Below are 13157 nucleotides of genomic sequence, written 5' to 3' on the forward strand. Positions count from 1 at the left end.
GTCGCCCGTACCGCGTCCGTGGTAGTTAGAGGCGGCGAGAGGGCGTGCCGGGCGTCGCGACGCCGCGGAGACCCTCAGAAGCCCCCTGGGGTGTCCGTGCGGGTGTCCTCGGGCAGCGTCACCAGCCAGCGGGTGGCGGTGCGGGGGCGGAGGTAGAGGGCCCAGTAGAGGGTGGCGGCCGCGGTGATGCCGCCGGTCCACAGCAGGTGGACGGGGTCCTGCTGGGTGAGGACGTAGCCGAGGACCACGATCAGCAGGGCCGGGACGGCGGGCCACAGCGGCATGCGCCAGGCGGGGGCGTGGCGGTGGGCGCCGCGGCGCGAGAGCAGGGCGGCTACGGCCACGAGCAGGTACATGCCGGTGACGGAGACGCCGGTGACGCCGTACAGGGTGTCGAGGTTGACGAAGCACAGGGCGGCGCCGGGGACGCCGACCGCGAGGGTGGCGACCCAGGGGGAGCCGAAGCGGCCGAGCTTGGCGAAGACGTTGTTCACCGGCTCGGGCCAGGCCTTGTCGCGGGCGGAGGCGAACAGGACGCGCGAGTTCTGGATGACCATCACGATGCCGGCGTTGATGATCGCCAGCGCCACGCACAGGCTGACGAAGGTGCCGACGGCGGAGTTGGACCAGGCGGTGACCATCGAGGAGATGTCGCCGCCGGTCAGCTCGGCCAGGTCGGAGGCGCCGAGGGTGATGGCGACGACCGGGACGAGGATGATCACGGCGGAGATGCCGAGGGTGGCCAGCACGGTCCGGGCGACGTTGCGGCGCGGGTTCTCCAGTTCCTCGGAGAGGTAGACGGCGGTGGAGAAGCCCTGGGTGATGAACAGGGCGATGGCGAGCCCGGAGACGACCAGCAGGGCGGTGACGGCGTCGGGGCCGCCGTCCGGGCCGGCCACCTCCATCGAGGCGAGGCTGCCGAGGCCGCGCTCGCTGTGGGCGAAGCCCAGGACGGCGACGACCGCCGCCGCGATGACCTCGAGGACGAGGAAGACGCCGGTGATCCAGGCGTTGGCGCGCAGGTCGAGCAGACCGGCGAGGGTGGCGAGCAGCATCACGGCGGCGCCCGCCATGGAGGGGTCGAGGTGGACGACCGGTTCGAGGTAGTCGGCCGTGCCCATCGCGATCACCGGCGGGACGATCATCACGACCAGCAGCGACAGCACGAAGACCAGCCAGCCCGCGAGCCGCCCGGCCAGCGTGGAGACCATCGCGTACTCGCCGCCCGCGCTCGGGACCAGCGTGCCCAGCTCCGAGTAGCAGAACGCCACGGCCACGCACAGCAGCGAGCCGATGGCGATGGTGAGGGCGGTGGCGGTGCCGAGGGAGCCGAGCAGGTCGGGGACCACCACGAAGAGCGTGGACGCGGGCGTCACGCACGACAGGGTGAGGAGAGTACCGCCCACGACCCCGATGGAGCGCTTGAGCTTCTGGGGGCTGTTCGGGGCCTGAGGAAGGGTGGCCTCGACAGGGCGGAGCGTGTCGGTCATGCGGCGGTTCCGATCGACTCGTGCAGCGGCGCGAAGAACTGGCGAGCATCGAACACCGACGAAAAGTGATGCGTCAATGGGTGTCTTGCCGCGAAATCCGCAGCGAGCAAGGGCTTACGCTGTCGTTTATCGCAGCAACGGGCCCGGAGTCACCGCGCATCGGCCGGGTGCGGGAACCGCAGCGGACCCCCGCAAAAAAATGAGGCCGTCCGCATAACGGACGGCCTCATCAGGCGCACATCAGGGTGCGCGGTGACGCTCAGTGATTGCGCGGGAAGCCCAGGTCGACGCCCGCCGGGGCGTCCGCCGGGTCCGGCCAGCGGGTGGTGACGACCTTGCCGCGGGTGTAGAAGTGCGTGCCGTCGTTGCCGTAGATGTGGTGGTCGCCGAAGAGGGAGTCCTTCCAGCCGCCGAAGGAGTGGTAGCCCACGGGGACCGGGATCGGGACGTTCACGCCGACCATGCCGGCCTCGACCTCCAGCTGGAAGCGGCGGGCGGCGCCGCCGTCCCGGGTGAAGATCGCGGTGCCGTTGCCGAACGGCGAGGCGTTGATGAGGTCCAGCGCCTCCTCGTACGTCTCGGCGCGCAGCACGCACAGGACGGGGCCGAAGATCTCGTCCTGGTACGCCTTCGCCGACGTCGGCACCTTGTCGAGCAGGGAGATGCCGATCCAGTGGCCGTCCTCGTGGCCGTCGACCGTGTAGCCGGTGCCGTCCAGGACGACCTCGCAGCCCTCGGCCGCCGCGCCCTCGACGTAGGAGGCGACCTTGTCGCGGTGGGCCTTGGTGATCAGCGGGCCCATCTCGGAGGTCGGGTCGTCGCCGGGGCCGATCTTGATCTTCTCGGCGCGCTCGCGGATCTTCTCCACCAGCTCGTCGCCGATCGCGCCCACGGCGACGACCGCGGAGATCGCCATGCAGCGCTCACCGGCCGAGCCGTAGGCGGCGGAGACGGCCGCGTCGGCCGCCGCGTCCAGGTCGGCGTCCGGCAGCACCAGCATGTGGTTCTTGGCGCCGCCGAGGGCCTGCACGCGCTTGCCGTTGGCAGAGGCGGTGGTGTGGATGTAGCGGGCGATCGGGGTGGAGCCGACGAAGGAGACCGCCTTGACGTCGGGGTGCTCCAGGAGCCGGTCGACGGCCACCTTGTCGCCGTGGACGACGTTGAACACGCCGTCGGGCAGCCCGGCCTCGGCCAGCAGCTCGGCGATGCGGACGGACGCCGACGGGTCCTTCTCGCTGGGCTTGAGCACGAAGGTGTTGCCGCAGGCGATGGCGATGGGGAACATCCACATCGGCACCATCGCCGGGAAGTTGAACGGCGTGATGCCGGCGACCACGCCGAGCGGCTGGCGGATGGACGCCACGTCGACGCGGCTGGCGACCTGCGTGGACAGCTCGCCCTTGAGCTGCACGTTGATCCCGCAGGCCAGGTCGACGATCTCCAGGCCGCGGGCGACCTCGCCGAGGGCGTCGGAGTGCACCTTGCCGTGCTCGGCGGTGATCAGCTCGGCGATCTCGTCGCGGTGCGCGTCCAGCAGCGCGCGGAACTTGAACAGGACCGTGGTGCGCTGGGCGAGCGAGGACTGGCCCCAGCTCAGGAACGCCTCCTTGGCGGCGGCGACCGCGGCGTCCACCTCCTCGACGGAGGCGAAGGCGACCTTGGTGGTGACCTCGCCGGTCGCCGGGTTCGTCACCGGACCGTAGGTACCCGAGGCGCCTTCGGCGGTCTTGCCGCCGATCCAGTGGTTGACGATCTTCGTCATGACCGAGAACTCCTTCACAGATGGCGGCGTCGGGTGGAGACGTGCCGTTCGTACAGCTCACGTGCCTTGACCGCGGACGGGCGTGTCGCGGTCTCGGCCACAGGTACATCCCACCAGGCCTGCGCGGGAGGCGCGCCCGACACAGTGTCGGTCGTTTTGGTCTCCACGTAGACACATGTGGGAGTGTCGGCGGCCCGCGCCTCGGCGAGGGCGTCCCGCAGACCGGCGACGGTCCGCGCGCGCAGCACCCGCATCCCGAGGCTGGCCGCGTTCGCGGCGAGATCCACCGGCAGCGGCGGCCCGGTGTAGGTGCCGTCGTCGGACGGGAAGCGGTACGCGGTGCCGAACCGCTCGCCGCCGACCGACTCGGACAGGCCGCCGATGGAGGCGTACCCGTGGTTCTGCAGGATCACGACCTTGATCGCGATGCCCTCCTGCACGGCGGTCACGATCTCGGTGGGCATCATCAGATACGTGCCGTCGCCGACCAGCGCCCACACCGGCCGCTCGGGTGCCGCGAGCCGCACCCCGATGGCGGCGGGGATCTCGTATCCCATGCAGGAGTAGCCGTACTCCAGGTGGTACTGGTCGCGGGAGCGGGCGCGCCACAGCTTGTGCAGGTCGCCGGGGAGGGAACCGGCCGCGTTGACGACGATGTCCGTCTCGTCGACCAGGCTGTCCAGGACGCCGAGGACCTGCGGCTGGGTGGGCCGGACGTCCGGCTCGTCGGCCTCGTAGCACGCGTCGACGCGCTGCTCCCAGCGCTCCTTGTCCTCCGTGTACTCGGCGGCGTAGGCGGCGGCGACCCGGTGGCCGTGCATCGCCAGCGCCTCGGTCAGCTCCGCGAGGCCGCTGCGGGCGTCCGCGATCAGCGGGGTCCCGGCGAGCTTGTGGCCGTCGAAGGGGGCGATGTTGAGGTTGAGGAAGCGGACGTCCGGGTGCTGGAAGAGGGTTCCGGAGGCGGTGGTGAAGTCGGTGTAGCGGGTGCCGACACCGATCACCAGGTCGGCGGTGCGGGCGAGTTCGCAGGCGGTGGCCGTGCCGGTGTGGCCGATGCCGCCGACGTCCTGGGGGTGGTCGAAGCGCAGGGACCCCTTGCCGGCCTGGGTGGAGGCGACCGGTATGCCGGTGGCCGCGGCGAACTCGGCGAGGACCTCCTCGGCGCGGCTGTGGTGCACTCCGCCGCCGGCGATCAGCAGGGGGCGGCGGGCGGCACGGATCGCGGTGACCGCCTCGGCGAGCTCCGCGGGGTCGGCGCCGGGGCGGCGCACGGCCCAGGTGCGCTCGGCGAAGAACTCCGCCGGCCAGTCGTACGCCTCGGCCTGCACGTCCTGCGGCAGGGCGAGGGTGACGGCGCCCGTCTCCACCGGGTCGGTGAGCACGCGCATGGCGTTCAGCGCGGCCGGGATCAGGGCCTCGGGGCGGGTGATCCGGTCGAAGTACCTCGACACCGGGCGCAGACAGTCGTTGACGGAGACGTCGCCCGCGTACGGCACCTCCAGCTGCTGGAGCACCGGGTCGGCGGGGCGGGTGGCGAAGACGTCACCGGGGAGGAGCAGCACCGGTAGGTGGTTGATCGTGGCGAGGGCGGCACCGGTGACGAGGTTGGTGGCGCCCGGCCCGATGGAGGTGGTGACGGCGTGTGCGGCCAGCCGGTTCGACTGGCGGGCGTAACCGACCGCCGCGTGCACCATGGCCTGTTCATTGCGGCCCTGGTGGTACGGCATGACGTCGGCGTACTCGACGAGTGCCTGGCCGATCCCGGCGACGTTGCCATGGCCGAGGATGCCCCAGGTGGCGTCGATCAGCCTGCGGCGCAGGCCGTCCCGCTCCGTGTACTGGGCGGCGAGGAAGCGGACGAGTGCCTGGGCGACGGTGAGCCGCGTGGTCGAGGTGTGCGCCGTCATCGGGTAACCCCCTGTGCTGTCGGCGTGGGCCGGGTGGAAGCAGAACCGCGCCGGGGTATACGCGCGGGCGGCCCGCCGCGTTCGTGGGGTGCGGGAGCCCTCCGGCGCGGGGCCGAAGCGGGCGGGGAGTCGTCGCTCGCACTTCGCTCCTGCCAAAGCAAAGCGGCCTCCCGCGCCGGAGGTGATCGGTGCCTGGGCGCGCGTCCCGTTCGTACGGCCCTCCCCCGGTTTCTAGCCCGGGAGCGAGGCGCTGTCAATGTTTTGTCCAGACATACGGACCAGTTCTCGTCACGCCTGTCACAAACACCTCGGCCCTGTCACACATGTCGCGCCTGCGCGGGGCTTGTGTCACACCCGCCGCACAGCCCCTGCCCCGATCCCGGCCGATGTCGTTCACCGGGCACAACGCTTGGTGATCGCCAGCGCAGCACCCGGCTCCCCCTGACGGCCGCCCCCGGCCGCCGCCGTGGTCTGCGCGGGGAGGTACGACGCATGACCGACCGACGGCTGTGGTCCTACAAGGACATCGCTGCGCACATCAAGGTGCAGCCGGACACCGTGCGCTCCTACCGCAAGCACGGCCTGCTGCCCCCGCCCGACCATGTCGAGGGAGGCAAGCCCTATTGGTACCCGGACACGGTCCGGGCCTGGGTGGCGTCGCGGCCGGGGAACCGTGGCCGCAGACAGCTCTGACCGGCCATCTCAGAAGCAGACAGCTCTGACCGGCCGCCTTCGAAAATGATGCTGTGCCCCACCCGCGTGTGTGGGGCACAGCGCGTCGCACGGGACTTCTCCCCGACCGGGAGTGGGCCGCGCTCAGCTCCAGGGCTCGATGACCGTGACGCCCGCGCCGCTGCCGCCGCCCATCGACGCGAGGGCCTCCGGCGCCGCGGCCAGGGGGATGGCCGACGTCGTCAGCAGATCGGGACGCAGCACGCCCGAGCGGACCAGCTCCAGCATGCCCGGGTAGGTGTGGGCCGCCATGCCGTGACTGCCGAGGAGTTCCAGCTCCAGGGCGACGGCCCGGGCCATCGGCACCGGGGTCGTCCCGTCCGGGGAGGGCAGCAGGCCCACCTGGACGTGCCGGCCGCGGCGGCGCAGGCCGTTCACCGACGCGGCGCAGGTCGCCGGGGAACCGAGGGCGTCCAGCGAGAGATGCGCGCCGCCGCCTGTCAGCTCCAGGATCTCCGCCGCCGTGTCCGGGGTGCGGGTGCCGTCCACGCACGCGGCGGCACCGAACTTCCGCGCCAGCTCCAGGGCACCGGCCGACACGTCCACGGCGACCACCCGCGCGCCCGAGGCCGCCGCGATCATCACCGCCGACAGGCCCACGCCCCCGCAGCCGTGCACCGCCACCCACTCGCCCGCCGCCAACCGGCCCTGCTGCACGACGGCCCGGAACGCCGTCGCGAAGCGGCAGCCGAGGGAGGCGGCGGTGGCGAAGGACATGTCGTCCGGGATCGCCACGAGGTTCACATCGGCGTGGTCGAGCGCCACGTACTGCGCGAACGAGCCCCAGTGCGTGAAGCCCGGCTGGGTCTGCCGCTCGCACACCTGCTGGTCGCCCGCCGCACAGGCGGCGCAGGTCCCGCAGGCACAGACGAAGGGCACGGTGACCCGGTCGCCGGGCCCCCAGCGGGTCACCCGGGCACCGACCGACTCGACGACACCGGCCAGTTCGTGGCCGGGCACATGCGGCAGCGTGATGTCCGGGTCGTGGCCCATCCAGCCGTGCCAGTCGCTGCGGCACAGGCCGGTGGCCCCGACCCGCACCACGACCCCGTGTTCGGCCGGCTCCGGGTCCGCCACCTCACGCACCTCGGCGGTCTCCCCGTACCGCTCGAACACCACAGCCTTCACGCGCCTCGCCTTTCCTCGCCGGTTCCGGGATCGCGGCGCCCCGCGGACGCCCGCCCCGCCCGAGTCTCACACGGGCACCGGCTCCTTCTCCGTGGAGGGCCGGGCCGGCTCCCCCTCGCTCAGCCCGAACCGCTCGTGGAACCGCCGCAGCGGTGCCGGGGCCCACCAGGTGGCGCGGCCCGTGAGCCGCATGACCGACGGGACGAGGAGGCTGCGGACGATCATCGCGTCCATGAGCACGGCCAGCGCGATGCCGAGGCCCAGCATCTTGGTGTTGGTCACGCGTGAGGTGCCGATCGCGACCATGACCACCGCCAGGATGACCGCCGCCGCGGTGATCAGCCCGCCGGTGCGCTGCAGGCCGTGCCGGACCGCCTGGTCGTGGTCGCCGGTCTTCTCGTACTCCTCCTTGATGCGGGACAGCAGGAACACGCCGTAGTCCATGGAGAGCCCGAAGGCCACGCAGAACATCAGGACCGGCAGGGTCGTCTCGATGGAGCCGGGGCTGGTGAAGCCGAGCAGGCCGGACAGGTGGCCGTCCTGGAAGACCCACACCACCGCTCCGAACATCGCGGTCAGGCTGAGCGCGTTGAGCACCACCGCCTGGACGGGTATCAGCACGCTGCCGGTGAGCAGGAACACCAGCAGCAGGGTGACCAGGACGATGAAGACGGCCGCCAGGGGCAGTTGCTCCGCGATGGCGTCCTTGGAGTCGACCAGGACGGCCGCCGCGCCGGTCACCTTGGTGTCGAACGGCGCGTCCACCGCGCGCAGTTCACCCACCAGCCGCTGAGCGGGGTCGTCCACGGCCTCCCCCTCGGGCAGCACGGTGAAGTAGGCCGCGTCGCCCTTCACCAGCGGCCCGTCGACCCGTACGACATCGGGCAGGGCGGCTATGCGCTCCTTGTAGGCCGCGTACTGCGCCTCGGTCGCGCGGCCCTCGGCGAGGACCTCCAGGCCGCCGCCGGGACTGCCCGGGAAGCCCTCGCGGATGTGCTGCTGCGCTATGTGCGACTCGGCGCTGGAGGGCAGTTGCCGGTCGTCGGCGGTACCGAACTTCACGCCGAGGAAGGGCAGTCCGAGCAGCACCAGCACGGCGGTGGTGCCCAGGGCGAAGAAGGGGGCGCGGCGCATCACGAGCCGGGCGGTGCGGCCCCAGGCTGCGCCTTCCTCCACGGCGGCCTTCTCCGCGGCCGTCTCCGCGGCCGTCTCCGGGGTCCTGTCCGGGCGTCCGCGCCGGAACAGCCGCCTGAGGTCGAGGGAGTTGACCCGGTGGCCGAGGAGCACCAGGGCGGCGGGGAGCAGGATCAGCGCGGCCGCGGCGGCCAGCAGCACCACCGCTATCCCGGCGTAGGCGAAGGACCGCAGGAAGTACTGCGGGAAGAGCAGCATCGCGGCGAGGGACACGGCGACCGTGAGCGCGGAGAACAGCACCGTGCGGCCGGCCGTGCGCAGCGTGGCGCCCACGGCGGTCAGCGGGTCGGCGCCCGTGGACAGCTCCTCACGGAAGCGGCGGACGATGAACAGGGCGTAGTCGATGGCGAGCCCGAGGCCGAGCGCGGTGGTGAGGTTCATCGCGAAGACCGACACATCGGTGAACTCGGTGAGTCCGCGCAGGATCGCGTTGGTGCCCAGGATGGCGACGATGCCGATACCGAGGGGCAGCAGGGCCGCGACCGCGCTGCCGAAGACCATCACCAGCAGGACGAGCGTCACCGGCAGGGCGATCATCTCGGCCCTCAGCAGGTCCTCCTGGATGATCGTCTGCATCTCGTGCCGCACGGCGACCGGGCCGCCGACGCTGACGTCGACCGCGCCGCGCTCGCCCCGGTAGGAGGGCGCTATGCGGTCCAGGGTCTCGTTCATCGTCGTCTCGTCGCCCGTGATGCGGGCGGCGATCAGCGCTTCGTGACCGTCCCCGGCGCGCAGGGCGGGCGAGCCGGACTGCCAGTAGGAGCCGACGCCGGTCACTCCCTCCTCCCTCGCCAGCCGCTCGGCGAGCCGCTTCGCCTCCGCGGCGACGGCCGGGTCGTCGACCGAGGCCCCGCCCGCGTCCACGAGCAGCAGGAAGTTGGGCTGGGAGTCGGGGAACTCGCGCTCCAGAGCCTTGGTCGCATACGTGGACTCGGCGTCCGGGTCTTCCCAGCCGCCGCTGCCCATGCGGTCGGCGACCCCGCTGCCGGCCAGCACGGCGAGCACGGTGAGGACGAGGGCGGCCAGCAGCGACAGGCGGGGCCTGGCGGTGACGAGCCGTGTCCAGCCCCCGATCCTCGGCGGCTTGTTGACTTCGGTCATCTTGCGCTGTCCCCTTCACCATGAAGTCCACGCTGTGACATGGCCATAGACTGGCAAACACGAGAGATCGCTCGCGTTTCACCAGAATGCGAGTGACCGCTCGCGTTTGTCAATCGCTTACCGAGAACTGGGGACAACCACGTGCCCGCCAAGACCGAGAAACCAGGGAAAGAGCAGCCTCGCCGCCGCCAGGCCCGCGGCGAGCGGCGCATCGCCCAGCTCCTCGAGGCGGCGGCGTCCGTCTTCTGCACGACCGGCTACGCGGCCGCCAGCACCAACGCGATCGCCCGCGAGGCGGGCGTCTCGCCCGGCACGCTGTATCAGTTCTTCCCGAACAAGGAAGCGATCGCCATCGAGCTGGGCGAGCGCCTGATGCACGAGATGCGCCAGACGTACGGCGAGGCCCTCGCCCCGGTCGACCCCGCCACACCCCTGGAGGAGGCGATCGAGGCGGCCGTGGACCGCTTCATCGACTTCAACTGCCGCCATCCGGTCTTCTTCACGCTGATGCACGGCTCCGACATCCCCGGCCGCATGGCCGAGGAGCACGACGCCCTGCACGCGACGCTGATCGGCAGGGTCGAGGCCCTGCTCGCTCCGTTCCTGCCGGACGCCCCGGCGGCGGACGTGCGCCGCACCGCCGAGGTGTGCGTGGGGATCTACAAGGCCGGCCTGGAACTGGTCCTCACCCATGAGGGCGCCGAGCGCGAGGCCTACGTACGCGAACTGAAGAACGTCCTCATCCGGTACCTCGACCCGCTGGTCGTGGACTAATACCCCCTAGGGGTATAGTGTGGGTGGTGTGGCCCCCATGGGGCCCCTCGACCCCATACGCCTCGACGAGGAGTAACGACATGACCTCCCAGACCGACACCCAGGGAACCGTCACCACCGTCTACAAGGTGAGCGGGATGAGCTGCGGGCACTGCGAGGGTGCCGTCTCCGGTGAGATCTCCGAGATTCCCGGGGTCAGCTCGGTGAAGGCTGTCGCGTCCACCGGTGAGGTGACCGTGGTCTCTGCGGCACCGTTGGAGGAGGCGGCGGTGCGCTCCGCGGTGGACGAGGCCGGGTTCGAGCTGGTGGGCGAGGTCGCCTGAGAGCTCGGGAGCTTCTGCCGTCGGGCGGGTGCGGGTCCGTTGTGGTTGTTCGCGCAGTTCCCCGCGCCCCTGAGGTTGCGCACCTGACCCGGCGTTCGTATCGCACTGGAGTTTTGGCCGTGATCAGCACCACCGCCGCCCGGCAGGACGCCCAGCAGGCGGCCTCCGAGGTCGAGCTGCTCATCGGCGGGATGACCTGTGCCTCCTGCGCGGCCCGGGTCGAGAAGAAGCTGAACCGGATGGACGGCGTCTTTGCCACGGTGAACTACGCGACGGAGAAGGCCCGGATCACCTACCCGGCGGGCACCGCGGTCGACGACCTGATCGCCACCGTGGTGAAGACCGGCTACACCGCCGAACTGCCGGCGCCCGCGCAGGAGGAAACCCAGGCCCCGGTAGAGGACCCGGAGCTCGTCACCCTGCGCCGGCGCCTGCAGGTCTCCGTGCTGCTCGCCCTGCCCGTCGTCCTGCTGGCCATGATCCCCGCCCTCCAGTTCGACAACTGGCAGTGGCTCTCGCTCACCCTCGCCGCACCCGTCGTGGTCTGGGGAGCGCTGCCCTTCCACCGGGCCGCCTGGACCAACCTCCGGCACGGCGCGGCCACCATGGACACGCTGGTCTCGGTCGGCACGCTCGCCGCGTTCGGCTGGTCGTTGTGGGCGCTGTTCCTCGGCGACGCGGGCATGCCCGGCATGCGTCACCCCTTCGAACTGACCATCTCCCGCACCGACGGCGCGTCCACGATCTATCTTGAGGTCGCGGCCGGCGTCACTGCGTTCATCCTGCTCGGCCGCTATCTGGAGGCCCGCTCCAAGCGCCGCGCGGGCGCGGCCCTGCGGGCCCTGATGGAGCTGGGCGCCAAGGACGTGGCCGTCCTGCGCGACGGACGCGAGGTGCGGATCCCGGCGGAGCGGCTGGCCGTGGGCGACCGGTTCGTGGTGCGGCCCGGAGAGAAGATCGCCACCGACGGCACGGTGGTCGAGGGCTCCTCCGCCGTCGACGTCTCCATGCTGACCGGCGAGTCGGTCCCGGTCGACGTCACCGTCGGCGACACCGTCACGGGTGCCACCGTCAACGCGGGCGGCCGGCTGGTCGTCGAGGCCACGCGCGTGGGCGCCGACACACAGCTCGCGCGGATGGCGCGGCTGGTGGAGGAGGCCCAGAACGGCAAGGCGGAGGTGCAGCGCCTGGCCGACCGGATCGCCGGGGTCTTCGTGCCCGTGGTGCTGCTGATCGCGGCCGGCACGTTCGGGCTGTGGCTCGGCGCCACCAGCGACACCGTGGCCGCGTTCACCGCGGCCGTCGCCGTGCTGATCATCGCCTGCCCGTGCGCCCTCGGGCTCGCCACACCGACCGCGCTGATGGTCGGCACCGGCCGCGGCGCCCAGCTCGGCATCCTCATCAAGGGCCCCGAGGTCCTGGAGTCGACCCGCCGTATCGACACGATCGTCCTGGACAAGACCGGCACGGTCACCACCGGCCGCATGACCCTCCAGGACGTGTACGCCGCCGAGGGCACCGACGAGCAGCAGCTGCTGCGGCTCGCGGGCGCCCTGGAGCACGCCTCGGAGCACCCCGTCGCCCGTGCGATCGCCGCGGGCGCCGAGGAACAGGTGGGCGCGCTGCCGCCGGCCGAGCACTTCGAGAACGTCCCCGGCCGGGGCGTACGCGGACGTGTGGACGGCCATGAGGTGACCGTCGGGCGCCTGTACGACACACTCCCGCCCGAGCTCGCTCGCGCCCGCACGGAGGCCGAGAGCGCCGGGCGTACGGCCGTGGTGGTCGCGTGGGACGGAGCGGCACGCGGGGTGCTCGCCGTCGCGGACGCGATCAAGGAGACCAGCGCGCAGGCCGTGCGTGAGCTGCGCGCCCTCGGTCTCACACCGGTGCTGCTGACCGGCGACAACCGGACGGTGGCCGAGGCGGTGGCCCGCAGCGTGGGCGTCGACGAGGTGATCGCGGAGGTGCTGCCCGAGGACAAGGTCGAGGCCGTGAAGCGACTGCGGGCCGAGGGCCGCACGGTCGCGATGGTCGGCGACGGCGTCAACGACGCGGCGGCGCTCGCCACCGCCGATCTGGGCCTGGCGATGGGCACCGGCACGGACGCGGCGATCGAGGCGGGTGATCTGACGCTGGTGCGCGGGGACCTGCGGGTGGCGGCGGACGCGATCCGGCTGTCCCGCAGGACACTCGCCACGATCAAGGGCAATCTGGTGTGGGCGTTCGGCTACAACGTGGCCGCGTTGCCGCTCGCGGCGGCCGGACTGCTCAATCCGATGATCGCCGGGGCTGCGATGGCCTTCTCCTCGGTGTTCGTGGTGACGAACAGCCTGCGCCTGCGCGCATTTCATTGAGGACTCAACCGGTGAGTAACCCTGGAGTCCGGTAGGACACTCACATAAGCTCTTCACAAGGCGCTCGCATCATCCTTACGCTTGAGTCCCGCCAGCGGTATGCGGTCTCTTGCGTATCAAACGGACAGATGCAAGAGACGCAGATCACAGTGATGTGAACGTAACCATCGAAGGGGTTCGAAGGTCTAAGTTGGCGATGTCGGGCAGCGTCTTGGGGGGCGCTACCTGGCATCTGGGAATGTCTTGGGGGACTTTCCCAGAGATTGCGTTGCCGGGGCACGTACACACCGGGGAGCTTTGAGCGGCCCTCCCGACCGTGTGCTGTCCCGGCAGACCGCAGCGATTCAGGCGCTGTCCTCACAGACGCCCGGCCGGATCCCGTGGGGGGAATC

At 71.5% G+C, this 13157-nt stretch carries 9 protein-coding genes; 4 read left to right on the top strand and 5 right to left on the bottom strand.

Features of this window, described 5'->3' with window-relative positions:
* Window positions 1-74: 74 nt before the first annotated feature.
* The 3 genes from AB0412_RS20260 to iolD all read right to left on the bottom strand — a co-directional run bounded on the left by AB0412_RS20260 (window position 75) and on the right by iolD (window position 5159).
* Window positions 75-1490 (bottom strand): APC family permease, encoded by a 1416-nt coding sequence (locus tag AB0412_RS20260; RefSeq protein WP_366403961.1) that lies wholly within the window; start codon window positions 1488-1490, stop codon window positions 75-77.
* A 259-nt stretch (window positions 1491-1749) separates the two neighbouring features.
* Window positions 1750-3252 (bottom strand): CoA-acylating methylmalonate-semialdehyde dehydrogenase, encoded by a 1503-nt coding sequence (gene mmsA / locus AB0412_RS20265; protein WP_366403962.1) that lies wholly within the window; start codon window positions 3250-3252, stop codon window positions 1750-1752.
* Between the two features lie 14 nt (window positions 3253-3266).
* Entirely contained in the window at window positions 3267-5159 is a 1893-nt protein-coding gene (gene iolD / locus AB0412_RS20270) for a 3D-(3,5/4)-trihydroxycyclohexane-1,2-dione acylhydrolase (decyclizing) (RefSeq protein WP_366403963.1), read from the bottom strand.
* 492 nt (window positions 5160-5651) lie between these two features.
* Between iolD and AB0412_RS20275 the strand changes: the two genes are divergently transcribed.
* A complete protein-coding gene (locus AB0412_RS20275) occupies window positions 5652-5852 on the top strand; it encodes a MerR family transcriptional regulator (protein ID WP_366403964.1) in 201 nt (66 codons plus the stop codon).
* 123 nt (window positions 5853-5975) lie between these two features.
* On the opposite strand, the gene AB0412_RS20280 is transcribed toward AB0412_RS20275, so the two are convergent.
* Both AB0412_RS20280 and AB0412_RS20285 read right to left on the bottom strand, forming a co-directional pair.
* The gene (locus AB0412_RS20280; RefSeq protein WP_366403965.1) at window positions 5976-7019 is read right to left on the bottom strand and encodes a zinc-dependent alcohol dehydrogenase family protein; all 1044 of its coding nucleotides are present in this window, start codon (window positions 7017-7019) and stop codon (window positions 5976-5978) included.
* Between the two features lie 66 nt (window positions 7020-7085).
* Window positions 7086-9314 (bottom strand): MMPL family transporter, encoded by a 2229-nt coding sequence (locus AB0412_RS20285; protein ID WP_366403966.1) that lies wholly within the window; start codon window positions 9312-9314, stop codon window positions 7086-7088.
* Window positions 9315-9455: 141 nt separating this feature from the next.
* On the opposite strand from AB0412_RS20285, the gene AB0412_RS20290 reads away from it, so the two are divergent.
* The 3 genes from AB0412_RS20290 to AB0412_RS20300 all read left to right on the top strand — a co-directional run bounded on the left by AB0412_RS20290 (window position 9456) and on the right by AB0412_RS20300 (window position 12765).
* On the top strand, window positions 9456-10088 hold the full coding sequence (locus AB0412_RS20290) for a TetR family transcriptional regulator (RefSeq protein ID WP_366403967.1): 633 nt from the start codon (window positions 9456-9458) through the stop codon (window positions 10086-10088).
* Between the two features lie 80 nt (window positions 10089-10168).
* Window positions 10169-10411, top strand: coding sequence for a heavy-metal-associated domain-containing protein (locus AB0412_RS20295; protein ID WP_366403968.1), 243 nt, complete (start codon window positions 10169-10171; stop codon window positions 10409-10411).
* 119 nt (window positions 10412-10530) lie between these two features.
* Window positions 10531-12765: a heavy metal translocating P-type ATPase gene (locus tag AB0412_RS20300; protein WP_366403969.1), complete on the top strand. Its 2235-nt coding sequence runs from the start codon at window positions 10531-10533 to the stop codon at window positions 12763-12765.
* Window positions 12766-13157 lie beyond the last annotated feature (392 nt).

The sequence above is a fragment of the Streptomyces sp. NPDC052012 genome (genome assembly GCF_040689265.1).
In the GTDB taxonomy this organism is placed as follows: domain Bacteria; phylum Actinomycetota; class Actinomycetes; order Streptomycetales; family Streptomycetaceae; genus Streptomyces.

What these genes read in the sequence shown, in the direction of transcription:
- AB0412_RS20275 (WP_366403964.1), top strand. Translation starts at nt 5,652, where the DNA reads ATGACCGACCGACGGCTGTGGTCCTACAAGGACATCGCTGCGCACATC.
- AB0412_RS20295 (WP_366403968.1), top strand. Translation starts at nt 10,169, where the DNA reads ATGACCTCCCAGACCGACACCCAGGGAACCGTCACCACCGTCTACAAG.
- iolD (WP_366403963.1), bottom strand. Translation starts at nt 5,159, where the DNA reads ATGACGGCGCACACCTCGACCACGCGGCTCACCGTCGCCCAGGCACTC.
- AB0412_RS20260 (WP_366403961.1), bottom strand. Translation starts at nt 1,490, where the DNA reads ATGACCGACACGCTCCGCCCTGTCGAGGCCACCCTTCCTCAGGCCCCG.
- AB0412_RS20285 (WP_366403966.1), bottom strand. Translation starts at nt 9,314, where the DNA reads ATGACCGAAGTCAACAAGCCGCCGAGGATCGGGGGCTGGACACGGCTC.
- mmsA (WP_366403962.1), bottom strand. Translation starts at nt 3,252, where the DNA reads ATGACGAAGATCGTCAACCACTGGATCGGCGGCAAGACCGCCGAAGGC.